This is a genomic window from Cetobacterium sp., assembly GCF_051653945.1.
Classification (GTDB): Bacteria; Fusobacteriota; Fusobacteriia; order Fusobacteriales; family Fusobacteriaceae; genus Cetobacterium_A.
Map to the genome: position 1 here is coordinate 24,115 of NZ_JBOFXD010000073.1, position 24,446 is coordinate 48,560.

At 30.3% G+C, this 24,446-nt stretch carries 27 protein-coding genes and 3 tRNA genes; 25 read left to right on the top strand and 5 right to left on the bottom strand.

Features of this window, described 5'->3' with window-relative positions:
- The first annotated feature begins 7 nt into the window (after positions 1 to 7).
- From rho to ACRC8M_RS08100, 12 genes are all read left to right on the top strand, one after another.
- The gene (rho, locus tag ACRC8M_RS08045) at positions 8 to 1,255 is read left to right on the top strand and encodes a transcription termination factor Rho (RefSeq protein ID WP_438528660.1); all 1,248 of its coding nucleotides are present in this window, start codon (positions 8 to 10) and stop codon (positions 1,253 to 1,255) included.
- The gene (locus ACRC8M_RS08050) at positions 1,255 to 2,268 is read left to right on the top strand and encodes a peptidoglycan DD-metalloendopeptidase family protein (RefSeq protein WP_438528661.1); all 1,014 of its coding nucleotides are present in this window, start codon (positions 1,255 to 1,257) and stop codon (positions 2,266 to 2,268) included. Before rho ends, ACRC8M_RS08050 begins: the two co-directional genes overlap by 1 nt.
- A 47-nt stretch (positions 2,269 to 2,315) precedes the next feature.
- Positions 2,316 to 3,365: a flavodoxin-dependent (E)-4-hydroxy-3-methylbut-2-enyl-diphosphate synthase gene (gene ispG, locus ACRC8M_RS08055; RefSeq protein ID WP_438528662.1), complete on the top strand. Its 1,050-nt coding sequence runs from the start codon at positions 2,316 to 2,318 to the stop codon at positions 3,363 to 3,365.
- Between the two features lie 58 nt (positions 3,366 to 3,423).
- Entirely contained in the window at positions 3,424 to 3,876 is a 453-nt protein-coding gene (locus ACRC8M_RS08060) for an RNA polymerase sigma factor (RefSeq protein ID WP_438528663.1), read from the top strand.
- A complete protein-coding gene (locus ACRC8M_RS08065) occupies positions 3,877 to 4,203 on the top strand; it encodes a hypothetical protein (protein WP_438528664.1) in 327 nt (108 codons plus the stop codon). It abuts the gene before it with no gap.
- A gap of 11 nt (positions 4,204 to 4,214) precedes the next feature.
- Positions 4,215 to 4,625 carry a hypothetical protein gene (locus ACRC8M_RS08070; protein WP_438528665.1) on the top strand — a complete coding sequence of 137 codons (411 nt, stop codon included), beginning with the start codon at positions 4,215 to 4,217 and terminating at the stop codon, positions 4,623 to 4,625.
- Positions 4,626 to 4,736: 111 nt separating this feature from the next.
- Positions 4,737 to 5,810, top strand: a complete 1,074-nt coding sequence (gene prfA, locus ACRC8M_RS08075) for a peptide chain release factor 1 (protein WP_438528666.1) — start codon at positions 4,737 to 4,739, stop codon at positions 5,808 to 5,810.
- 2 nt (positions 5,811 to 5,812) lie between these two features.
- Positions 5,813 to 6,952: a peptide chain release factor N(5)-glutamine methyltransferase gene (gene prmC, locus ACRC8M_RS08080; RefSeq protein ID WP_438528667.1), complete on the top strand. Its 1,140-nt coding sequence runs from the start codon at positions 5,813 to 5,815 to the stop codon at positions 6,950 to 6,952.
- Positions 6,933 to 7,964 carry a tRNA preQ1(34) S-adenosylmethionine ribosyltransferase-isomerase QueA gene (queA, locus tag ACRC8M_RS08085; protein WP_438528668.1) on the top strand — a complete coding sequence of 344 codons (1,032 nt, stop codon included), beginning with the start codon at positions 6,933 to 6,935 and terminating at the stop codon, positions 7,962 to 7,964. Before prmC ends, queA begins: the two co-directional genes overlap by 20 nt.
- Before the next feature lie 18 nt (positions 7,965 to 7,982).
- A complete protein-coding gene (rsmD, locus tag ACRC8M_RS08090; RefSeq protein WP_438528669.1) occupies positions 7,983 to 8,531 on the top strand; it encodes a 16S rRNA (guanine(966)-N(2))-methyltransferase RsmD in 549 nt (182 codons plus the stop codon).
- A 15-nt stretch (positions 8,532 to 8,546) separates the two neighbouring features.
- A complete protein-coding gene (xseB, locus tag ACRC8M_RS08095) occupies positions 8,547 to 8,768 on the top strand; it encodes an exodeoxyribonuclease VII small subunit (RefSeq protein WP_438528670.1) in 222 nt (73 codons plus the stop codon).
- Positions 8,755 to 9,642: a polyprenyl synthetase family protein gene (locus ACRC8M_RS08100; RefSeq protein ID WP_438528671.1), complete on the top strand. Its 888-nt coding sequence runs from the start codon at positions 8,755 to 8,757 to the stop codon at positions 9,640 to 9,642. The genes xseB and ACRC8M_RS08100 overlap by 14 nt, the downstream gene beginning before the upstream one ends.
- Positions 9,643 to 9,653: 11 nt before the next feature.
- Here the strand turns inward: ACRC8M_RS08100 and ACRC8M_RS08105 are convergent, their stop codons facing one another.
- From ACRC8M_RS08105 to pstC, 4 genes are read right to left on the bottom strand one after another with little or no spacing between them, the layout of a single operon-like run.
- Positions 9,654 to 10,346 carry a phosphate signaling complex PhoU family protein gene (locus ACRC8M_RS08105; RefSeq protein ID WP_297431394.1) on the bottom strand — a complete coding sequence of 231 codons (693 nt, stop codon included), beginning with the start codon at positions 10,344 to 10,346 and terminating at the stop codon, positions 9,654 to 9,656.
- 12 nt (positions 10,347 to 10,358) lie between these two features.
- Positions 10,359 to 11,120 (bottom strand): phosphate ABC transporter ATP-binding protein PstB, encoded by a 762-nt coding sequence (pstB, locus tag ACRC8M_RS08110; RefSeq protein ID WP_438528672.1) that lies wholly within the window; start codon positions 11,118 to 11,120, stop codon positions 10,359 to 10,361.
- Between the two features lie 32 nt (positions 11,121 to 11,152).
- Positions 11,153 to 11,992: a phosphate ABC transporter permease PstA gene (gene pstA / locus ACRC8M_RS08115; RefSeq protein WP_438528673.1), complete on the bottom strand. Its 840-nt coding sequence runs from the start codon at positions 11,990 to 11,992 to the stop codon at positions 11,153 to 11,155.
- A 13-nt stretch (positions 11,993 to 12,005) separates the two neighbouring features.
- A complete protein-coding gene (pstC, locus tag ACRC8M_RS08120; RefSeq protein WP_438528674.1) occupies positions 12,006 to 12,887 on the bottom strand; it encodes a phosphate ABC transporter permease subunit PstC in 882 nt (293 codons plus the stop codon).
- 251 nt (positions 12,888 to 13,138) lie between these two features.
- Between pstC and ACRC8M_RS08125 the strand changes: the two genes are divergently transcribed.
- From ACRC8M_RS08125 to ACRC8M_RS08155, 7 genes are all read left to right on the top strand, one after another.
- Positions 13,139 to 13,975 (top strand): phosphate ABC transporter substrate-binding protein, encoded by an 837-nt coding sequence (locus ACRC8M_RS08125; protein ID WP_438528675.1) that lies wholly within the window; start codon positions 13,139 to 13,141, stop codon positions 13,973 to 13,975.
- An 81-nt stretch (positions 13,976 to 14,056) separates the two neighbouring features.
- Positions 14,057 to 14,734: a response regulator transcription factor gene (locus ACRC8M_RS08130; protein ID WP_438528676.1), complete on the top strand. Its 678-nt coding sequence runs from the start codon at positions 14,057 to 14,059 to the stop codon at positions 14,732 to 14,734.
- Positions 14,735 to 14,817: 83 nt separating this feature from the next.
- Positions 14,818 to 16,407: a sensor histidine kinase gene (locus ACRC8M_RS08135; protein ID WP_438528677.1), complete on the top strand. Its 1,590-nt coding sequence runs from the start codon at positions 14,818 to 14,820 to the stop codon at positions 16,405 to 16,407.
- A gap of 66 nt (positions 16,408 to 16,473) precedes the next feature.
- Positions 16,474 to 17,175 carry a hypothetical protein gene (locus ACRC8M_RS08140; protein WP_438528678.1) on the top strand — a complete coding sequence of 234 codons (702 nt, stop codon included), beginning with the start codon at positions 16,474 to 16,476 and terminating at the stop codon, positions 17,173 to 17,175.
- 91 nt (positions 17,176 to 17,266) lie between these two features.
- Positions 17,267 to 17,350: transfer RNA gene (locus tag ACRC8M_RS08145), tRNA-Ser, on the top strand.
- A gap of 8 nt (positions 17,351 to 17,358) precedes the next feature.
- Positions 17,359 to 17,450 (top strand) — tRNA-Ser (locus ACRC8M_RS08150).
- 53 nt (positions 17,451 to 17,503) lie between these two features.
- Positions 17,504 to 17,580, top strand: a tRNA-Arg gene (locus ACRC8M_RS08155).
- A 35-nt stretch (positions 17,581 to 17,615) separates the two neighbouring features.
- Here ACRC8M_RS08155 and trpS read toward each other — a convergent pair.
- Positions 17,616 to 18,599, bottom strand: a complete 984-nt coding sequence (gene trpS, locus ACRC8M_RS08160; RefSeq protein WP_438528679.1) for a tryptophan--tRNA ligase — start codon at positions 18,597 to 18,599, stop codon at positions 17,616 to 17,618.
- 142 nt (positions 18,600 to 18,741) lie between these two features.
- On the opposite strand from trpS, the gene ACRC8M_RS08165 reads away from it, so the two are divergent.
- From ACRC8M_RS08165 to ACRC8M_RS08190, 6 genes are all read left to right on the top strand, one after another.
- Positions 18,742 to 20,229, top strand: coding sequence for a carboxypeptidase M32 (locus tag ACRC8M_RS08165; RefSeq protein ID WP_438528680.1), 1,488 nt, complete (start codon positions 18,742 to 18,744; stop codon positions 20,227 to 20,229).
- A gap of 11 nt (positions 20,230 to 20,240) precedes the next feature.
- Complete coding sequence (locus ACRC8M_RS08170) at positions 20,241 to 21,188, top strand: ROK family protein (RefSeq protein ID WP_438528681.1); 948 nt, start codon at positions 20,241 to 20,243, stop codon at positions 21,186 to 21,188.
- Positions 21,189 to 21,285: 97 nt separating this feature from the next.
- Positions 21,286 to 21,897, top strand: a complete 612-nt coding sequence (locus ACRC8M_RS08175) for an acetate uptake transporter (protein ID WP_438528682.1) — start codon at positions 21,286 to 21,288, stop codon at positions 21,895 to 21,897.
- Between the two features lie 115 nt (positions 21,898 to 22,012).
- Positions 22,013 to 22,447, top strand: coding sequence for a 50S ribosomal protein L13 (gene rplM, locus ACRC8M_RS08180; RefSeq protein WP_185875657.1), 435 nt, complete (start codon positions 22,013 to 22,015; stop codon positions 22,445 to 22,447).
- Between the two features lie 17 nt (positions 22,448 to 22,464).
- Positions 22,465 to 22,863, top strand: coding sequence for a 30S ribosomal protein S9 (gene rpsI, locus ACRC8M_RS08185; protein ID WP_438528683.1), 399 nt, complete (start codon positions 22,465 to 22,467; stop codon positions 22,861 to 22,863).
- 373 nt (positions 22,864 to 23,236) lie between these two features.
- Positions 23,237 to 24,184, top strand: coding sequence for a hypothetical protein (locus tag ACRC8M_RS08190; RefSeq protein WP_438528684.1), 948 nt, complete (start codon positions 23,237 to 23,239; stop codon positions 24,182 to 24,184).
- The last annotated feature ends 262 nt before the right edge of the window (positions 24,185 to 24,446 follow it).

Sequence of the window (24,446 nt, forward strand, 5' to 3'; positions counted from 1 at the left end):
AGGTACAATGGAGAAGTTAGAAAATTTTTTGCTAAAAGAGTTACAAGAGATTGCTAGACAAATGGAGATTGATTATTCGAGTAGAACTAAAAAAGCGGAGATTGTGGAATTAATAAATGAAGCGATTGATGCTAAAGAGGGAATGCATTTAGCTTGGGGAAATCTTGAGGTAATGGCTGATGGATATGGTTTTTTAAGAAATACAAATGTTGAAAAAGATGTCTATGTATCAGCTTCACAAATAAGAAAATTTAAATTAAGGACAGAAGATTTTGTATTGGGTGAAGTAAGAGAGGCTGTTCAAGGTGAAAATAACTATGGACTTAGAAAAGTTCTTTTAATAAATAATGGAAGTATTCAAGAGGCGGAGTCAAGAATACCATTTGATGAGTTAATACCAGCTTATCCAACAGAACAGTTAAAGTTGGAAACAGATGCAAAAAATATCTCTGGGAGAATAATAGATTTAATTGCACCTATAGGATTGGGTCAAAGAGGATTAATAGTAGCTCCACCAAAGGCTGGTAAAACAGTATTGATTAGCAATATAGCAAACTCTATAATTGAAAATAATAAAGATATTGAAGTTTGGATTCTTTTAATAGATGAAAGACCAGAAGAAGTTACAGATATAAAAGAAACTGTAAAAGGAGCACAGGTTTATGCTTCAACTTTTGATGACGATCCAAGAAATCATATAAAAGTTACTGAATCTCTTTTAGAAAGAGCCAAAAGAAAGATTGAAAACGGTGAAAATATAGTTATCTTAATGGATTCTCTAACAAGATTAGCTAGAGCATATAATATAGTGATACCATCAAGTGGAAAATTAATTTCAGGTGGAATTGATCCAACGGCTTTATATTATCCAAAGAAATTCTTTGGATCAGCAAGAAATATAAGAAATGGTGGAAGCTTAACTATTTTAGCAACAGCCTTAATTGATACTGGAAGTAAGATGGATGATGTAATATATGAAGAGTTTAAGGGAACGGGGAACTTAGATATACATTTAGATAGAAACTTAGCTGAGCTTAGAATCTATCCATCTATAGATATTCAAAAATCTGGAACTAGAAAAGAGGAGCTTTTAGTAGGGAAAAAGAAATTAGATTCTATTTGGAATATAAGAAGATATTTATCATCTCTAGATAAAGCTACCGCGACGAAAAAGTTAATTGATACTATTTCATCAACTGAAAGCAATGATAAACTTATAGAAATGTATGAGAAGTCTTTTGCAAGGGGGAAATAGTGAAAGAGGTATTTAAAATATTTGCTATAATAGTAGCAGCGTTTATAGCTATGTTAATATTAGTTTTTAAACCTTATAAGTCAGAAGTAGTAGACTTAAAAAAGTTTACAGAATATTATTCAGAGACAACTACTATAGAAGATGGTGGTGGATTGGAACTTGTTGATGGTAATTTTTATACAATAGAAAAAGAGTATAAAATAGGTGAAGATGAATCAATAGAGGGTGTTCTTCTTGAAGATTTAGACTTGAAACAAGCATATGAAATCCCAAAGCTAGAAAATTATGTAGTCGCTAATGGAGATACTTTAGGTGGAATAGCAGATAAAAATGGAATATCTTTAGAGGTTTTAAAGGCTAATAATCCAGGAATTTCCAATAATTTAAAAGCAGGACAAAAAATAAAGATTGTAAAATCTAATGGTGTTTTTTATAAAGTTAGAAGAGGGGATTCCCTTTTTAAAATAGCACTTACTTATAAAATAGATGTAGACGATTTAAGAAAATATAACAATTTAAGAAATGATAATATAAGAGTTGGAGAGGAACTATTTATATATAATCCAAGTGAAGAGAGTTTGAAAAGACTTACTCGTAGCGGAAGTGTAAATAGAACAACCGTACAGAAAAATTTTACAATGCCAGTAAAATGGGCAGGAGTGACAAGTCCTTTTGGTAAGAGATTCCATCCTGTTTTAAAAAGATATATTCAGCATGCAGGAATTGATATGAGAGCAAGATATGTTCCTCTTATGGCTTCAAAAGATGGGACAGTAGTTTTTGCAGGATATATGACAGGTTATGGAAAAATAATTAAAATAAATCATGGGAATGGTTTTGAAACAAGGTCAGCTCATTTAGATAAAATGTATGTAAAAACAGGTGATAGAGTTAAGGCAGGTCAAGTTATAGGGAAAACTGGAATGTCAGGAAGAGTAACAGGACCACATTTGCATTTTGAAATTAGAAAAAACGGAAAAGCTAATAATCCAATGAATTATTTAGTTAGATAGCCCTAGGATTATACTAGGGCTTTTTTAAATTTTGTGAGAGGTGAAAAATGAGAGATTCTAAAGTTATAAAAGTTGGAAATATATTGATTGGTGGTGGAAATGATGTTATTATTCAATCGATGACAAATACTCCAACAGCAGATGTAGAAAAGACAGTTAATCAAATAAAAAAACTTCAAGAAGAAGGTTGTCAATTAGTTAGAGTCACAGTGAACACAGAAGAAGCTGCAAAAAAAATAAAGGAAATAAAAGAAAAAATAGATATACCATTAGTGGCTGATATACATTTTGATTATAGATTAGCTTTATTAGCTATAGAGAATGGAATTGATAAGTTAAGAATTAATCCAGGAAATATAGGTAGTGATGAAAAGGTTGAAATTGTAGTTAAAAAAGCTATGGAAAAAGGTGTGCCAATTAGAATAGGTGTAAATTCAGGATCATTGGAAAAAACGATATTAGAAAAATATGGAAAACCAACATCTGATGCTATGGTAGAGAGTGCTTTATACCATATGAGACTTTTGGAAAAATTTAATTTTACAGATATAGTAATCTCTTTGAAGTCAAGCAATGTAAAAATGATGGTTGAAGCCTATAGAAAGTTAGCTAAATTATGTAACTACCCTTTACATTTGGGGGTTACAGAGGCAGGAACAGCATTTCAAGGAACTGTAAAATCGGCAATTGGGATAGGTTCTTTATTAGTTGATGGAATTGGGGATACAATTAGAGTTTCTTTAACAGAAGACCCTGTGGAAGAGATTAAAGTTGCAAAAGAGATATTGAAAGTTTTAGGCTTAAAAGAGGTTGGTGTAGAGATTGTGTCTTGTCCTACTTGTGGAAGAACTGAGATAGATTTAATAGGACTTGCACATCAAGTAGAAAAAGAGTTTGAAAAAGTAGATAAAAAAATAAAAATAGCTGTTATGGGGTGTGTTGTTAATGGTCCTGGAGAAGCAAGAGAAGCAGACTATGGTGTAGCTGGAGGAAAAGGAGTTGGGGTTTTATTTAAAAAAGGAGAGATAGTTAAAAAAGTTGATGAAGGGGATATTCTAAAAGAGTTAAAAAAATTAATTGAAGATGATTTTAATTAAAACTTTTTTAAGAATTTTGTAGTCTAAAATTATAAAGCTAAAATAATGAGGTATTTAAATGGATTTTGATCAGATATATAATGAGTATTTTGATAGAATATACTATAAAATACTATCAACAGTAAAAAATGCCGAAGATGCCGAAGACATAGCTCAAGAAGTTTTCATTAGTGTTTATAAAAACCTTAAAAGCTTTAGAGAGGAAAGTAATATTTATACTTGGATTTATAGGATTGCTATAAATAAAACGTATGATTTTTTTAGAAAAAAGAAACTTAATCTAGAGTTAAATGATGAAATTTTAAGTGTTGAAAGCAGTGAGGACTTTAATATTCCAATCCTTTTAGAGGAGAAGTTAAAAGAACTACCTTTCCAGGAGAGAGAGATAGTTGTTTTAAAAGATATATATGGCTATAAACTGAGGGAGATTGCAGATATGAAAGAAATGAATATATCAACAGTAAAAACGATATACTATAAGGCGATTAAAGACATGGGAGGTGTGATATAAATGGTATCTCCAAAAGAGAGAGTAAGAGCTAATATTTATAAATCATTACTAGAAGAGGAGAAAAAAAGAAATAAAAAGATCTCATTCTTTTCTTTATCTCTTTTTGTAGTTGGAGTCTTTACGGGGACTTCTTATGATTTAGTTAAAAGAAATATTTCTCCTACAGAAAAGTTGGTAGCTTTAGAAAGTGGGGAGCTACAAAGAAAAGTTTCAGATAAAAAAGAGGTTGGTTTTACAATCGATGATCTATTTCAAGCAGATGAAATAAGGATAAATAAAAGAGATTTTAATACTGAAAATCTTTTTGTAACAGATCTACAAATTTAGTGGAGGATTTTATGAAGAAAATAGTGATGGGACTGTTGATACTTGTATTTAGTGTATCAGCCTATGCAACATCGGGAATAGGGATAGTTAAAGATGACGATTTCAAAGCTGTAGGGGTAAGTCAAGATAATATTGATAGAGTTAAAATTATAATTGAACAAGCTAGTATTCAATATAAATTAAAAACATTGGATAAAAAAGCATTGGAGATTGAAATTAATAAATATATTTTAGATGGCACAGAAAAAAATCTTGAAAAATTAAATGAATTAGTAGAGAAGGTTGGACTTTTAGATGCTGAAATTATAAAGGATAGATTGAAGTATCAGATAGAGGTTCAAAAACATATAACAACAGATCAGTATTTAAAAGCTAGAGAGTTATCGTTAAAAAGAATAGCGCAATCAAGAGAAAAACAATAGTTGAAAATCTTCTTCCTTAATAATGATGGAAGAAGATTTTTTATTTTATTTTTAAAGTAAGTATGGTATAATTTATAAGTTAAAGTATAGATATAAAAAGGAGTGAAGACAGTGTTTACTAAATTAGAAGAAGTTGTAGTAAGGTTTAATGAGTTAACAGAAGCTTTAGGTTCTCCAGAAGTTTTAAGTAATCCTAAAAAAATGATGGAGTGCAACAAAGCATTAAATGATATAACACCTATCGTTGAAAAGTACAAAGAGTATAAAAGATATCAAGAAGATTTAGATTTTATAAAAGAAAATATCAGGGGAGAGAAAGATCCTGATATGAAAGAGATGATGCAAGAGGAGTTAAAAGAGATTGAAGAAATAATTCCTAATATAGAGCAAGATATGAAAGTATTATTACTTCCAAAAGATCCTAATGATGATAGAAACGTTATAATAGAAATCAGAGGAGGAGCAGGTGGAGATGAAGCTGCTTTATTTGCTGGAAACCTATTTAGAATGTATATGAGATATGCTGAAAGACACAAATGGAAAGTTGAAATAATTGAGAAACAAGAGATTGGTGTTGGAGGAATAAAAGAGGCGGTATTCTCTATAAATGGACAGGGAGCATACTCAAGACTTAAGTTTGAATCAGGAGTTCATAGAGTACAAAGAGTACCTGAAACTGAATCATCTGGAAGAATCCATACATCTACAGCAACAGTAGCGGTTTTACCAGAAGTTGACGAAGTTCAAGGTGTAAAGATAAACACATCAGATTTAAAGATTGATACATTTAGAGCATCTGGAGCGGGAGGTCAGCACGTAAACATGACAGACTCTGCAGTTAGAATAACTCACTTACCTTCAGGGGTAATTGTTCAGTGCCAAGATGAGAGATCTCAGTTAAAAAATAGAGAAAAAGCTATGAAACACTTAGCTTCAAAACTTTATGAGATGGAATTAGAGAAACAAAGATCTGCTGTTGAAAGTGAAAGAAGACTTCAAGTAGGATCGGGAGACAGATCAGAAAAAATAAGAACATACAACTATCCACAAGGAAGAATAACAGATCATAGAATCAAATATACAGCTCATCAATTAGAAGCCTTTTTAGATGGAGATATAGATGGGATGATAGATGCTCTAACTACATTTGCTCAAGCAGAGATGCTTTCAAGTTCAGCGGAGTAATTATGAAATTATTAGATATATTAAAATTTTCTGAGGAGTATTTGAAAAAATACTCCTTTTCAAAACCCAGATTAGAAAGTGAAAAGATTATATCTCATGTGCTAAATTTAGAAAGAATAACTCTTTATGCTTATTTTGATATGGAACTTAATTTAGAACAAAAAGATAAAATAAAAAATTATTTGAAAGCTATGGCTAGAAATAGATTAACTTTTGATGAGCTTCCAAAAGAAGAGGTAAGCCTAGTTGAAGAGAAAGATTGTAGTTTTGAAAATAGAGAACTTTTACAAAAGAGTATAGAATATCTAGATAAAAATGATGTAAAAGATAGCAAGTTAGACGCAGAGTATATATTTGCTCATGTTTTGAAAGTAAAGAGAACAATGCTATTTATGAATTTGAGAAAAGAGATTTCTTTAAAAGAAAAAGAGGAGATAAAAGATTTACTCTATAAAAGAGCAAAGGAAAAAAAACCTTTACAATATCTTTTAGGAGAGTGGGAGTTTTATGGGTTACCTTTTAAAGTTGATGAGAGAGTTTTAATCCCAAGAGCAGATACAGAAATTTTAGTAGAACAGTGTAAATTTATTTTAAATGAGATAGAGAATCCTAAAGTATTAGATATAGGAACTGGAAGTGGAGCGATATCTATAACTATAGCTAAAGAGATACCAAACGCTATGGTTTTAGGAGCAGATATAAGTACAGATGCATTAGAGGTTGCTGTAGAAAATAGAAAGATTAATAACGTAGAGAGTAATTTAAAGTTTATTAAATCAGATATTTTCTCAAATATAAAAGATAATGACTACGATATGATTATATCAAATCCGCCATATATACCTAAAGAGGAGTATGAAGAGTTAATGCCAGAGGTTAAGCAACACGAACCTCAAGGAGCTCTGACAGACAATGGAGATGGTTACTATTTCTATAAAAAAATATCAGAAGAATCACCAAAATATCTTAAAGAGAAAGGGTATTTAGCTTTTGAAGTGGGATATAATCAAGCACATGAAGTAAGTCAATTTATGAAAAAAGCTGGGTTTGAAATAATAGCAATTGTAAACGATTATAGTGGAATAGAAAGAGTAGTAATAGGAAGAAAGAGTGGTGAAGAGGATGTCAACAAAGTTAGTTGATTATGATTATCATTTACCAGATGAGCTTATAGGTCAAAAACCGAGAGAGCCTAGAGATCACTCTAAATTAATGGTAGTAGATAAAAAAAATCAAACGTTAGAACATAAAGCTTTTTTTAATATAATAGATTATTTAAAGCCAGGAGATGTTTTAGTAAGAAATTCAACAAAAGTTATACCAGCTAGACTTTTTGGAAAAAAAGAAACTGGTGGAGTTTTAGAAATACTTTTAATAAAAAGAGTTAGCTTAGATACTTGGGAATGTTTATTGAAGCCTGCTAAAAAATTAAAAGTGGGACAAAAGCTTGAGATAGGTGAAAATAAAGAGTTAGTAGCTGAGCTATTAGAGATAAAAGAAGATGGAAACAGAGTACTAAAGTTTGAATATGAGGGAGCGTTTGAAGAGGTATTAGATAAACTTGGAAAAATGCCGCTACCTCCATATATAGTAGAGGCCTTAGAAACAAAAGATAGATATCAGACGGTTTATGCAATAAAGGGAGAATCAGTTGCAGCACCTACAGCTGGATTACATTTTACAAAAGAACTTTTAGAAAAAATAGAAGAAAAAGGTGTTGAAATATTAGATGTATTTTTAGAGGTTGGTTTAGGAACGTTTAGACCAGTTCAAACTGAAGATGTTTTAGACCATAAAATGCATGAAGAAATTTTTGAAATTCCTTCATCTACTGTTGAAAGAATAAAAAAAGCAAAAGAAGAAAATAGAAGGGTAATAGCTGTTGGAACAACAACTGTTAGAGCATTGGAATCATCTGTGGATATGGATGGGAACTTAATTTCTAAAACAGGAAGTACAGAGATATTTATATACCCAGGGTATAAATTTAATGTTATAGATGCATTGATAACTAACTTTCACTTACCTAAATCAACACTTCTTATGTTAGTATCAGCTCTTTCAAATAGAGAGTTTATGTTGGAAGTATACAAAGAGGCTGTAAAAAAGGAGTATCATTTCTTTAGTTTTGGAGATGCAATGTTTATTTATTAATAAAAAAGAGGTGAAAAGATGAGAATAATAGCAGGAGAAGCAAAAGGAAAGAGATTAGAATGTAGAAAAGGTACAGATACAAGACCTACTCAAGATAGTATAAAAGAATCTCTATTTTCAATAATTGCTCCATATATGACTGATGCTAGATTCTTAGATCTTTTTAGTGGTACAGGAAATATAGCTCTAGAAGCTTTAAGCAGAGGAGCTAAAAGAGCTGTAATGATAGAAAAAGATCAAGAAGCGTTAAAATATATAATAAAAAATATCAACAATTTAGGATATGAGAACAAATCAAGAGCTTACAAAAATGAAACTTTAAGAGCTGTTGAGATTTTAGGAAGAAAAGGTGAAAAATTCGATATAATTTTTATGGATCCTCCTTATAAAGATGAGGTTTGTGAGAGAGTTATGAGAGCTATATCAAAAGCTGGATTATTAGCAGAAAATGGATTAATAATTTGTGAGCATCATATGTATGAGGATATGTCTGAAGAAGTTGGAGAATTTAAAAAGACAGACGAAAGAAAATACGGGAAAAAAGTTGTGACATTCTATACAAGATAAAAAGAGGGAGGATCCATGAAAAAAGATAGTTTTGAGTATAATATTAGTGAAATTGATATGATAATTGAAAAATTAGATAAAGGTGAGTTATCTTTAGATGAATCAATTAAAGAGTATGAAAAAGCTATGAAGTTATTAAAAAAATCCTCAGATATTTTGAATAAAGCAGAGGGAAAAATAATCAAAGTAACTTCAGAAAATAATAATATTCAACTAGAGGTTGATGAAAATGCTTAAAAATTACTTAAAAACTAAAAGAGAACTTGTGGATTCAAATATAGAATATCATTTAAATAAATTAAAATATCCAAATGTAATAGCAGAAGGTATGAGATACTCTGTTTTAAACGGAGGAAAAAGATTAAGACCAATTTTGTTATTAATGGTATTAGAACTTTTTGATAAAGAAATAGATTTAGGGTTACCAATAGCTGTTGCAATAGAGATGATTCATTCTTATTCTTTGGTTCATGATGATTTGCCAGCTCTTGATAATGATGATTATAGAAGAGGGAAATTAACAACTCATAAAAGGTTTGGAGAAGCTGAAGCGATACTAATAGGAGATGCTCTATTGACACATTCATTTTCTGTTGTAGCAGATGAAACAAAAGGAGTAGCTTCAGATAAACTTGTAAAGATAATAGGTATGATATCAAGATATGCTGGAATAAATGGTATGATTGGTGGACAAACAGTAGATATAGAAAGTGAAAAAAAGAAAGTATCTTTAGAAACTTTAAAATATATTCACGAAAATAAAACAGGAAAATTAATAAAATTACCAGTGGAGATAGGTGCAATAATTTCAGAAGCAACAGAAGAGGAGTATAAAGCTTTAGAAAACTATGCAGATGGAATAGGATTAGCCTTTCAAATCAAAGATGATATATTAGATATAGAGGGTGACTTTGAAAAAATAGGTAAGCCTGTGGGTAGTGATTTAGAACTGGAAAAGACAACATATCCGAGTATATTTGGAATTGAGAAAAGTAAAGAGATATTACAGGAAGTTATCTCAGATGCTAAGAGAAGTTTAAATATTTTTCCAGAAGAAAAAATTAAAGTTTTTTTAGAATTAGCAGATTATATAGGAATTAGAGAGAATTAAAAAGGGAACCATTATTGGTTCCCTTTACTTTTATTTTGTAATTCAGCTTTTCTAGTGTTTTCACCATTTAAAATATAAATTAAATCACTTGCTAAATGTATTATGTGATCTGACAATCTTTCAAATTTTTTATCTAAAAGCATAAGCTCAGAACCACCAACAACGTTATCAGGAGTTTCTTTCATTTTAGTAAGGAAATAATCTGTATTAGCATTGATTAAGTCATCAATCTCTTCATCTAGATAAAGAACATTATATAGTAAACGTACGTCTTCATTTAAAAAAGCATCAACATACATTTGAAAAAGACCTCTGATTTTTTTTGCGATTGGTAAAACTTTCTCACTTAAAGCGTAAGCTAAGTTTGGAGATTTTTTTTCGATATCTTTAATTAAAGATAAATTCGCTTTTAAAAGATCACCCATTCTTTCAAGTACTCTTACGCTATTGATAATCATTACTAACTTTCTAAGATTTTTAGCTGCTGGTTGAAATCTAGCCATTGTAATAATAGAATCTTCTTTTAATTTCACTTCAAAAGAGTTAATAAAATCTTCTATCATTTTAGCTTCTCCATAAAGTGTAGGATCAAAACTATTGTTTTGTAACATCTCTAAATTTACATCGAAATTTCTACCAACATATTTTAATGTTTCTAAATAATGTTCGTCTAAAGCTTTTAAAGATTCGTTTAAAGTTCTCATAAAATCTCCTTTTTATCCAAATTTTCCTGTTATATAATCTTCGGTTTTCTTAACACTAGGTGTAGTAAATATTTTTGAAGTCTCATCGAACTCTTCTAAAACACCTTGATAAAAAAATCCAGTATAATCAGATATTCTTGATGCTTGTTGCATATTGTGAGTAACAATAACTATACTATAATTTTTTGCAAGCTCAACAATTAACTCTTCGATTTTAGCAGTTGATATTGGGTCAAGAGCTGAAGTAGGTTCATCCATAAGAAGTATCTCAGGATTGATAGAGATAGCTCTAGCTATACAAAGTCTTTGTTGCTGTCCTCCTGATAATCCAAGGGCAGATTGGTGAAGCTTATCCTTTACCTCATCCCAAAGAGCAACTGCTTTAAGAGATGATTCTACAATTTCATCTAATTTTTTCTTATTAGTTTCTCCGTGTAATTTAGGAGCATAAACTAAATTTTCATAGATAGATTTAGGAAATGGATTTGGTTTTTGGAAAACCATTCCTACTTTTTTTCTAAGTTCAACAATATCAAATTGTTTATCAAATATATTTTGGTCATCAAGTAGGATTTCCCCCTCGTATTTAACACTTGATATAAGATCATTCATTCTATTTAAAGATCTTAAAAATGTTGATTTACCACATCCAGATGGACCGATAAGTGCTGTAACTTTATTCTTGATTATATCCATATTGATACCTTTTAAAGCTTTGAAATCACCATAATAAAAGTTAAAGTTTTTAACAGATATTCTAACGTCTTGTTTCATACTATATATTCCTCCAAAATTATACGAGATTATTATTTTTCAAATTTATTTCTAATATATGCACCAATAAGGTTAAATCCTACAGTTATAAATACCAGAACAAATAGAGTTCCATGCATGTTGCTTTGAGGCATATTAGGTACTTGTGTTGATATAACATAAAGATGATAAGGTAAAGCCATAACCTGATCAAATATTGATTGAGGTAAAAATGGCAAATAGAACGCTGCAGCTGTAAATAAAATAGGTGCAGTTTCTCCAGCAGCTCTGGAAATACTTAAGATAACTCCAGTTGAGATTCCAGGTAATGCCGCAGGAACCACAACTTTGGAAATTGTTTCCCACTTTGTTGCTCCAAGAGCAAGAGATGCTTCTCTTAGACTATTTGGAACAGCTAAAAGAGCTTCTCTCGTAGCTGTTATAATAACAGGTAAACACATAATACCTAAAGTTAAAGATCCTGATAAGATTGAAACACCTAATTTAAAGTATATAACGAATAATGACATTCCAAAAAGTCCATATATAATACTAGGTATTCCAGCCAAGTTGATAATAGTTAAGTTTATTAATCTAGTTAAGACACTGTCTTTAGCGTATTCAACAAGGTATATTCCAGTAAAAATTCCGAATGGAACAGAAACGGCAATAGTTCCAAAAGTTAGGTAGATAGTCCCGACAATAGCGGGAAAAATTCCTCCTGCCCTCATTCCTCTTTTAGGAACCTCAGTTAAAAATTCCCATGAGATTGCAGGAACGCCTTTATAGATAATGTACCCTAATATCAAAAATATTGGGACTACTGCTAATAAAGCAATTGTCTTAATAAGTAATTCGATAGCGAAACCACTTTTTCCTTTTAAAATTTTCATTTAAATACTCCTCCTATTTACCCATCAGTTTTCTTGATTTTCTAATATATTTATCTGCAATACTATTTGTTAAGAAGCTTATTGCAAACAATACTAAACCGATGGCGAATAAAGCATGGTAGTGCTGACTACCTTGAACAACTTCTCCCATTTCAGCAGCAATGGTAGCTGTTAAAGTTCTAACAGGAGATAGTGGAGATGTTGCCATTATAGGAGCATTTCCAGTTATCATTAGTACAGCCATAGTTTCACCAATGATTCTACCAAACCCTAGCATAATACCTGCGAAAATTCCAGGAAATGCTGCAGGTAAAAGAACTTTAAAAACTGTTTCAAGTTTATTAGCTCCAAGGGCAAGAGATGCTTCACGATAAGATTTATCAAGGGCGTTTAGAGCATCGTCAGATAAACTTACTATAGTAGGAATAGCCATGAAAGAAAGCATGATTCCTCCAGTTAAAGCATTTAATCCACTTGGTAAATTAAATGAATTTTTTATAAAGCCAGATAAAACGTATAGTCCTAGATACCCTAAAACAACTGATGGTAAAGCAGACATTGTCTCTATGATGATTTTAATGATTTTTTTTGTTTTTTTATTAGCAAATTCAGATATATATATAGTAGTTATAATTCCAATAGGAATAGAGATACAAAGTGCAACTAGTGTTACCCAAAATGATCCAACTAAAAGGGGTAGAAGCCCATATTTACCTGAAAGAGATATCCATTCTGTTCCAAAGAAAAATTTTGAAATAGGGTAGTCTTTAAAGAAAGATAAACTATTAACTAAAATAAAAATGAATATAAGTATAACAATTAGAATGTTAAAAATTCCAACGATAGAGTGTACTCCACTCATAAAAGAATCTTTAACTTTTCTTATATTATGCATGATAACCTCCTAAATCTATGTTAAAAAATTAAAAAAAATTTAAACTGAATTTAAACTAAAATTAAACTACATATGAATATAATATATCCTGCTTGTTAAAATAAGATTAATTGTATGTAAAAAAACTGTAAAAAATTTTTTACAGTTTTTTTACACTAAATTTAAACTGGATTAACATTGATGTTCTATACTACTTACAAGGCTAGAAAAATAAAAATTTAAATAAAGATAAATTTAGGAGGAGTTGAAGGATGAAAATGAAAAAGTTTTTTCTAATGGGGTTAATGGCTATGATGGGAGCATATTCAACAACAGCAATGGCATCGAAAGTTGTTCAAGTAAAAGGATCAGATACAATAGTAAATGTTTCTCAGTATATTGCTGAAGAGTATATGGGAAAAAATAAGGATGCTAGAATTGCTGTTACAGGTGGAGGATCTGGAGTGGGAATTTCATCTTTAATAAATGGAACAGCAGATATAGGAATGGCATCTAGAAATATTAAGGATAAAGAGATGAAAGCTGCAGAAGATAAGGGATTAAAATTAAAAGAGGTTGTTTTAGGATATGATGGTATAACAGTAGTAGTAAATGATTCGAATAAAGTAAATGATTTGACGCATCAAGATTTGGCTAAAATATTTAGAGGAGAGATTACTAACTGGAAAGAGGTTGGAGGAGATGATGCTACAATAGTTGTTTTATCAAGAGATTCATCATCTGGAACACATGAGTTTTTTAAAGAGCATATTATAAGAGAAGAAAATACAAAGAAAGATGCTGAGTACGGTAAAAATACTTTGTATATGCCTTCAAATGAAGCTATAAAGCAAGAAGCAAAGAGTAATAAATATGCAATTGGATATATAGGGATGGGATATATGGACAAATCTGTAAAGAGTTTAAAAGTAGATTCGATAGAAGCTAGTGTACAAAACGTAGCAGATAAAAAATATCCAATCGCAAGAGAAATCTATTGGTATGTTATAGATACGGATAATAAAAATGTAAATGGATTAGTTGACTTTGCATTATCAGCAGATGGACAAAGAGTAGTTGCTGATGAGGGATTTGTTCCAGCAAAATAGTAGGTAGAGGTGTCCTAATGAAAAGAGGACACCTTTTTTATATTTGTGATATAATAAAAAGAAAAAATAAGGAGAGATGATATGAAGGTACTAGTAGTTGAAGATGATTTAGAAATACAGGCGTTAATAAACTATTATTTCACAAAAGAGGGTTATAAAGTAACTGTAGCTTCTGATGGATTAGAAGGTTTGAAGTATTTAAAAAAAGATAAACATGAATTAATCATCTTAGATTTAATGTTACCTAATTTAGATGGAATAAATTTTACGAAGATTGTAAAAGAGATGGAAGATGAATACGGAACTCCGTATATAATTATGTTGACAGCTAAGACAGAGGTTGAAGATGTATTAAAAGGTTTAGAAGTTGGAGCAGACGATTATATGAAAAAGCCATTTGATCCAAGAGAGCTTCTATTGAGAGGAAAAAAACTTCTTAATCAACAGGAAAAAAATAAAAAAATAAGAAATAGATTTTTAGATTTAGAAATAGATGAGGATAAACATTTAGTTACAAATAATAGTGAAGAGGTAGAATTATCTAAGAAAGAGTATGATTTACTTTTGCTTTTAGTTAAAAATAAAGGAATTGTAGTAAGTAGAGAGAAAATTTTAGATAAAGTTTGGGGAAGTAATTACTATTCAGGAGATAGAACTGTAGATGTGTATATATCTAAATTAAGAGAGAAGATACCATTTTTAACAGAGTGTATAAAAACAGTGAAAGGAGTGGGATACAGATTAGAAGAAAAGAGATAATTGCCTTATTTTTTATAGTTATGATTGAAATAATTTTTGTAATAACTAATATTTCATTTCTATCTCACTTATACAAAGATGGTGTGAAAAACAGCTTAAAAGAAAATATTTTTATCATATCTAATTTAATAAAGGAGTACGACAAGAAAGATTACCAACAAATATTTGAAAACTCTGATATGAGATTTAATATAATCGGCTTAAATGGAAAAGTAATATATGATTCGAGAAAATATAATGAAGAAGGAAAGTTGGAAAATCATAGTAATAGAAGGGAAGTTCTTGAAGTTAAAAATACTGGAATAGGATTTGACATAAGAAAAAGTAGTATTTCAGATGAAACTATGGCATATTATGCAGTTGAAAGAACTAATAAAGAGGGAGAAAAAGTAGTTGTAAGAGTTTCTAAAAATTATGGAGATACTTTAAAAATGTTAAATATAATTTTAGTTGCAGAACTTTTATTTTTTACATTTTTAAACTTTATAATACATGCTTTTTATAAAAAGTATTTAAAAAGAGATCTTTATAGAAGGATAGAAGTTATTGAAGATTTTTTAAAAGAAAAAGGAAGTGGAGAAAATCTATATTTTGAAAAAGACCCTTGGATTCTTAATTTGTGGGATATTGTCCAAAAGTGGCAAAAACAAAATTTAGAAAATATAGTTAATCTCAATAGAGAAAAGAGAATTTTACACCAAATAATAACATCTATAGATTCTTCTATATGTCTTTTTGATGAAAATTTACAGTTGATAATTAAAAATAGTAGATTTAATTACCTTTATGAAAAGGATAAATTGAGTTATTTAAATTTGATAAAAGATATTGAAATTATAGATATAGTAAAAAAAAGTGTGAGAGAAAAACAAAATCAAAAATCAGAGGTTTATATTTTGAGGTTAAAAAGATACTTCAGTGTAAACGTAAAATTTTTAGATCAAGATCAAAGATACTTACTGTCTATAAAAGATATAACTCAAACTAAAGGAATGATAGAAATTCAAAAAACATTTATAAGTAATGTAAGTCATGAGTTAAAGACACCTTTAACAAATATAAAAGGTTATGTAATTGCATTAGAAGATGCACCTGAACCATTAAGAGTTCAGTTTATAAAGACTATAAAAAATAATATAGATAAGTTAGAGAATATTATCGCAGATTTTTTAAATATAAGTAAAATTGAAAGCTCAAATATTGTCAATATTGAAAAGATTCCAATAGCAAGGTTAAAAACAGAGTTACATGCAATATTAAATGAAAGAATTAAGACAAGTGAAGCCAATATAACGTATAATCTAAACCTTTTAAATAAAGAGGGAGAGTTAAAAATTGATTTTGAAAAAGTTTTGACTATTTTAAAAAATTTAGTTGAAAATGCCATTATATATAGAGGAGATTTAAAACCAGAAATAGAAATATCAATAATAGAAACGAAGAGTATGTATAAAATAGGTGTAAAAGACAATGGAGTGGGAATCTCTTCAGAGGATGTTGAAAAAATATTTGAAAGGTTTTATAGAGTGGATAAAGCAAGGACGAGTAACAAGGCTGGAACTGGATTGGGACTCTCTATTGTAAAGGAACTTGTAGAAAGATGCGGAGGAAAAGTGGATGTTATTTCCAAAGAGGGGAAAGGTACTATTTTTATATTTACAATCTCGAAATAAAAATTTACAAATTAAAAGAGGTATGCTATAGTAAATTAGAACAAAACAACCAAAAAGGGGGATAAGATGGCTAAGGTAAAAAATATAGTAGTTGCACATGCAGCTCAAATGAGTCAACAAGTAGGAGGAGCTGTAGATATATTTGGCTCTTTTGATAATATAATTCAACCGATATTTCCTCATCCTATGATGAGATTATCAATCGTTTTAACTTTTGAAGAGGTTACAAAACCAACAGTATTTGAAGTTAGATTAAATGGACCTGATGATGATTTAATATCAAGAGGGGAGTTAACACCGATGGTAGATCCTTTAGGTGTTGGAAAAAAGATTGTAGATATTGATAGATTTTTAGTTAAAACAAGAGGAAGATATACAATAGATATATTTGAAAAAGAGGGAGAAGAGTTAAAGTTTTTAAAAACAGAAACTTTATTCATAGCAGAGTACCCACCACAAAGAAGATTCACTCCAGAACAAATAGAGGAGATCTCTAAAAATGATGAGTTAATTAGAAGTGTAAAAACAGAGTTTAAACCGTTTGGATTTGAGAATGGTATAAAAATTCAACATAACTTATTAAAAGATGCTCCAATAGAAGATGGATTCTTAGCTATTCCTGAGAATGATAGATTAGAATTTGATGGTCAAGTAGTAGAGTTGACTGGAGTTAGAAGACAAATTGAGTGGATGTTTGGAAATCCTATTCCAAAAGAGGAAGAAAATAAAGAAGAAGTAACTGAAACAACAGGTACTGAAGAAAAATAGTTAATTAAAGCTGCTTTTAAGGCAGCTTTTTTTTTAAAAATAAAAAAAGTATTTGACAATTAACAAAAAAAATGATACTATCTTTGTGTACGGAAGGTTATCCTAATTGGTAAGGAACCGGTCTTGAAAACCGGCGTCGCAAGACTTCAGAGTTCGAGTCTCTGACCTTCCGCCATAAAGGATGGTGAAGTGGCAGAGTGGCCTAATGCACTCCCCTGCTAAGGGAGAGTACGGTTAATCCCGTACCGTGGGTTCAAATCCCACCTTCACCGCCATTATAAAAGTAGTTTAAGGTAGAGTAACTACCTTTTTTTTATAGATAAAATATGCATCCGTGGCTCAATTGGATAGAGCACCTGACTACGGATCAGGGGGTTAGGGGTTCGATTCCTCTCGGGTGCGCCATAAAAAAATTAAAAGACAGTTTTCACTGTCTTTTTTTATTTTCTATATGCATTTCCTACTAATCCCACAGCTTTTTTGGCAGCTATTATTTGTGCTTTAGCAATTTCTCTAGCTTTAGCAGCTCCCTTAGCGAGAACCTCTTCCACGTACTCCATATTGTTAGCTAATTCTTCTCTTTTATCTCTAGCCTCTTTAAAATACTCAAGTACAGCATTTAAAAGTTCAGTTTTAGCATGTCCATATCCATAATTTCCAGCAACAAATTTATTTTTCATCTCTTCAACTTGTTCTTTAGTTGCAAAAAGTTCATAAAGCTTAACAATATTATTGTTTGGATCTTTTGGTTCCTCTAAAGGAGTAGAGTCAGTAACAATACTCATAATTTGTTTTTTAAGTTCTTTTTTAGATGCAAACATATTGATTGTATTCCCATATGACTTACTCATTTTTTGTCCATCAGTTCCAGGAATAACAGCTAAATCTTCTAAAATTTGAGGTTCTGGAAGTTTAAAAAGCTCAACTTCATATTGTTGATTAAATTTTAGTGCAATATCTCTTGTCATTTCTAAATGTTGTTTTTGATCTTTTCCTACTGGAACGATGTCAGCATTATACATAAGTATATCAGCAGCCATAAGAACAGGGTAAGTTAAAAGTCCAGTATTAGGTGTAAATCCCTTTGCAACTTTGTCTTTATAAGAGTGTCCTCTCTCTAAAAGACCAACAGGAGTAATGTTAGAAAGCAGCCACATAAGCTCTGTATGCTCAGGAACATCTGATTGTAAAAAAATTGTTGATTTTTCAGGGTCAAGTCCTAAAGCTAAATAATCTAAAACTATGTTGTAAGAGTTTTCTCTAAGTGCTTTTGGATCAGTGAGAGATGTAAGTGAATGATAGTCGGCAATAAAATAAAACCCTTCATATTTATCTTGGTTTTCTATAAATTGTTTCATGGCTCCAAAATAGTTTCCTAAATGCAATATTCCACTAGGTTGAATACCTGATATACTTCTTTTCATAAAAGCTCCTTTTTATACTATTTATTATATTTTTACATATAAGTTTACATTATTTTACTAAAATTATCAATAGAACGTGAAAATTCTTGTTAAAGAGAGAAAAATTCAATATAATTAAATAAAAAGGTAAAGGGGTGGAATTATGAAAGAAAAAATAAAAAGATTTAGAAAAATGATAAAAGAGAAAAAAATAATAGATTCTATGTTAGCTTTACTTCAATGGGATTTGGAAACACAAGCACCAAAAGGTGGTTATAAATTGATCTCTGAAATGATAGGAGAATTGAGTTTGAAGAGCTATAATTTAACTACTTCTAAAGAGTTTTTAGAGGTATTAAAAGAGTTAAAAAAACAAGAAAATGAACTAGATGATACAACTAGAAGAGAGATAGAACTTTTAGAAGAGGAGATAGAAAAGATAAAAGTTATTCCCAGTGAAGAGTATAAAATATACTCTGAACTTACAGCTAAAGCTCAAGGAATCTGGGAGCTAGCTAGAGAGAATAATGATTTTGAAAGTTTTGCCCCTGTTTTAGAACAAATTTTTAATTTTAATCGAAAGTTTATAGAATATAGAGGAATAAAAGAGGATATTTACTCAGAAATCTTAAATGATTATGAAAAAGGAATGAATATTAAAAAGTTGGATAACTTTTTTGCTGAGTTAAAAAAAGAGATTGTACCTTTGTTAAAAGAGGTGGGTAAAAACAAAAGAGATTTTCAAAAAAAAGTGAAGTTTGAAGTTTCAGAATATAATCAAAAGCTTTTTTCAAAAGAGATTTTAGAGTATATAGGGTTTGATTTAGAAAGAGGAGTTTTATCAGAAAGTGCTCATCCGTTTACATTAACTGTAAATAAAGATGATGTTAGATTGACAACAAGATATCTAGAAAATATCCCCTTTTCAAGTGTTTTTAGTACTATTCACGAGGGTGGACATGGAATATATGAACAAGGGGTGGATGAAACATTGAAAGATACAATTTTATCAGATGGGGCATCTATGGGAATACATGAATCTCAGTCAAGGTTTTATGAAAATATTGTTGGAAGAAGTAAAGAGTTTTGGTTTGGAATTTTAGAAAAAAGTAAATTCAAATACAGTGAATTATCAGAATTATCACTAGAAGAGATTTATAAAGGTATAAATGAAGTATCGCCATCTTTGATTAGAGTTGAAGCAGATGAATTAACATACTCATTACATATAATGATACGTTATGAAATTGAAAAAGGGATTTTATCAGGAGAATACTTGGTAAAAGATTTACCAAAAATTTGGAATGAGAAAATGTATGAATATTTAGGGGTAATTCCATCAACAGATTCGGAAGGAGTACTGCAAGATGTTCATTGGTCTTGTGGACTTATTGGATATTTTCCATCATATGCTTTGGGAAATGTTTATTCGCTTCAAATTTTAAATGCTATGAAAAAAGATATAAACATAGAGGGAGCACTAGAAAGAGGAGAGTTGAAAAAGATTAAAGAGTGGTTAAGAGAGAAAATTCATAGATACGGAAAGTTGAAAACACCAAAAGAGATTATGGTTTCAGTAACTGGAGAAGAATTAAATCCAGAATATTATATAAAGTACTTAAAAGAAAAGTATAAAAATATTTATAATTAGGAGGGAGTTTTATGGAATATTTTGTAGGAATAGATATTGGAGGTACAAATAGTAAAATTGGAATATTAAATTCTGATGGAGATATTTTAAAAAGTACAAGCATAAAAACAGAATCAATAGAGGGTGTAGATTATACTTTAAACAAAATTTGGGCTACAGTTCTAGAATTATCAGATGAGTTAGATATAACTAGAGATATGATAAAAGGGATTGGTATGGGGATACCAGGACCAGTTATTGATCAGAAAAAAGTTGGGTTTTTTGCTAACTTTCCTTGGGAGAAAAATATAAATATCAGTGAAAAAATGGAGGAGATTTCAGGAGTAAAAACAAGGTTGGATAATGATGTCAATGTAATAGCTCTTGGAGAAACTTTATATGGAGCTGGAAAAGGATATTCTAAAAGTGTAACAATAGCTCTTGGAACAGGAGTTGGCGGTGGAATATTTATAGATGGTAAATTGATTTCTGGTGCTACTGGTGCAGGGGGTGAAATTGGTCACATGAAATTAGAAAAAGATGGGAAAGTATGTGGATGTGGTCAAAAAGGGTGCTTAGAAGCTTATGCGTCAGCTACAGGGGTAGTAAGAGAGGCTTTATCAAGATTACAAATAAATAAAAATAATGAACTTTATAAATTGATAGATGGTGATTTAAATAAGTTGGAAGCAAAACATGTTTTTGATGCAGCTAAAAAAGAGGATAAATTCTCTTTAGATATAGTTGACTATATTTCAGAGTATCTTGCTATGGGAATTGGAAATGTTTTGAATATTATAAATCCAGAAATAATAATTTTATCAGGAGGAGTAGCTTTAGCAGGGGATATTTTATTGGATAAAGTAAAAGAAAAGTTACCAAATTATGCACTGGGGATAACAATTGAAAATCTTCAAATCAGACTAGGCGAACTTGGGAATGATGCAGGAATAAAAGGTGCTTCAGCATTAACAATATAAAAAATAAATAAAGTTAAGTATTTGTTGACAAAGTTTTATGAAAAGGTTAAAATACTCCTTGCGTAAAAAAATTAATTAAGGAGTAAGAAAAGAGAAGATGAATCAAAACAATCATGTAAAAATTGAAGTAGCAGACCCTTCAGCATTAGGACTATTAGGTCTTGCAATAGTTACATTAGTAGCATCAGCAAATAAGTTTGGAATTGTAAGTGGAGTATCACTAGTAATTCCTTGGGCAATATTTTTAGGAGCTTTTGTTCAGTTAATAGCTTGTTTAAATGATATTAAACATGGAAATGTATTTGGAACAACAGCATTTGGTGGATATGCATTCTTCTGGTTTGGAATGGCTATGAGCTGGATGATACAACTTGGAGTATTTGGTGAAGCTATGAAAGCTGCAGCAGATCCAAAGGCGTTTGGATTTGTATTTATAGGATATTTAATATTTACACTATTCATGACAGTTGCAGCAGTTGAAACTAATAAAACATTATTAATAATATTTATATTAATTGATTTCTTATTTATAGGATTAGCTGGAACAACATTTGGAATTGCACCACATGCAATGCACACATTAGCTGCAGTAGCAGAGTTTGCAATAGCTATGATGTCATTCTATGGATCAGCTGCAAATGTTTTAAATAAAACTTTTGGAAGAGAGTTTTTACCACTAGGAAAACCTTTAGGAATCTTCAAAAAGTAATTGACAAAAAAGGAAAAAGTAGATATAATAGATAGGTATAATAAATCCTTTCCCACAAAGGAACGCCGTTCGTTATATTAAAATAAATATAACTATTTTCGAGGAGGAAAAAAACGTGAAGAAATACACTGCTATGCAAAGAAAAGAAGACGTTGTAAGAGAATTCGTTCATTATGACGCAGAAGGAAAAATTTTAGGAAGATTAGCTGCAGAAATAGCTAAGAAATTAATGGGTAAAGATAAAGTTTCTTACACTCCACATATTGATGGAGGAGACTTCGTAATCGTTACAAATATCGAGAAGGTTGCTGTAACTGGAAAGAAATTAACAGATAAAGTTTACTACAGTCACTCAGGATTCCCTGGTGGATTAAAAGAAAGAAGATTAGAAGAGATTCTTGCAAAGAATCCTAAAGAAGCTTTAATGCTAGCTGTTAAGAGAATGCTTCCAAAGAATAGATTAGGAAGAGAGCAATTAACAAGATTAAGAATATTTGTTGGAGCTGAGCACGCTCATACTGCACAAAAACCAGTAAAGGTAGAATTTTAATTTAGGAGGGATTGACAGTGGCAGAAATGATTCAATATAGAGGAACTGGAAGAAGAAAAACTTCAGTAGCAAGAGTAAGACTTATCCCTGGTGGAAAAGGAATTGAAATAAATGGAAAAACTATGGCAGACTACTTCGGTGGAAGAGAGTTACTTTCTAAAATCGTTGAGCAACCATTAAACTTAACTGAGACTTTAGATAAGTTTGAAGTTAAAGTAAACGTAATCGGTGGAGGAAACGCTGGTCAAGCTGGAGCTATCAGACACGGATTATCAAGAGCTTTAGTAGAAGCTGATGAGACTTTAAGAGGAGCTTTAAAAGAAGCTGGATTCTTAACAAGAGACTCAAGAATGGTAGAGAGAAAGAAGTACGGAAAGAGAAAAGCAAGAAGATCTCCACAATTCTCAAAGAGATAATCGCTTTTTTATTCAAGAAAATTTACAGCAGATACATTTATGTATCTGCTTTTTTTTTATTTTTTTATTTTTGTAGAATAAAAAAATAAATATATATAATGAATTTAAAGATAAAAAAAATATATGGTTTAAACAGATGACTGAAAGTTCAGTGAAGTTACAGTTAAAAAAATAAATAAAAATGAACTTAAATATGACAAAATACAAAATTAAACTAAAAAAATTATTAAACCCAGACGTAAAAAGTCGGTAAAAAGTTTGAAAAAAAATAAAAAAATATTTACAAAAGGATTAAAATATTGTATAAACTAGGTAACGGGAGAAATTCAAAAACGGGGATTTCTAAAAAAAATAATAACTGGAGGGAATTTATATGAAAAAGTTAGCACTTTTATTAGGTTCTTTATTAGTAGTTGGAGCAACTGCATCTGCAAAAGAGGCTGTAGTAGCACCAGTGGAAGTATCGAAAGAGGTTGTAGTAGTAGCTGAGCCTGTAGCTCAAGAAATTGTAGTTTTTGAGGAAAAACCATTACTTAGAGTAACGAGTTTTGGAATGTGGACAGAGAATGATAATAATGCTGGAAGTTCAGACGGTGATATCGGATTAACTTACTTAGCAGCAGATATCGGATTAGCTTCAGCTTCAGGAAACTGGACATATGCTGTTCAAGGTTATAAGGCATGGAAATTAGACTCGGATGAGGGAGTTTTAGATGGTCAGGATAACGAAAGATTCCAATTAGATGCGTGGAGACACTTTAATAGAAATGAAGACTTTAGATACTCATTAGGAGCTAGAGCAAGACTTCAGAATAACTATGATAGATACTATGCTAGAGGAAAATATTCGTATGGATTTACATCTGGATGGGTAGATTTAAGATATCAATCAAATAATGGGACTCCTGGTACGGCTGATGTTCAAAGTATAGAAATTATGCCTTTAAACATTACAATGGGACCAATAACATTAGGATACTTCTTCTACGGAGATGAAACAATAGGAAATACTACAGATTCAGTGGCTGAGCACCAATTAAGAGCTTACTTCCCATTATTTGCTTCAGGAAAGTTTTCTTCTGATGCAGAAGTGAGATTAGGATTAAAAAAAGATGCTAAAAATGAAAAGGCTTTAGCAAAAAATGAAGAGTCAGATTATGATTTTGGTGATTTACAAAGATATGGAATTAATACAAACTATAAATACTCAGAAAATTTAAGTTTTAATGTTAGTTACTTATATGAAATAGTGAAATATTCTACAGAAGCTAAAAAGTCTTATTATGGAGAGTTTGTAGCTGGATGGAACTATAAGTTCTAATTAATATAAAATATTAAAAGAGAGGAGAAATCCTCTTTTTTTTTATATTTTATAAAAAAATAAAAAAAGTTGTTGACGAAGTTTCAAATTTGTGGTATTATTATTTTTGTCAGTGGGAAACACCGCAGACGAAAGTTAAAAAATAAGGACATTAACAACCGAATAGAGAAAATAGTCAGAAGTTATGAAAATAACAAAACGCCAGAAATGGCAAACCAATAAATGGTGTAAACGTAAGTCTTAGGACTTTAAATATATTTGA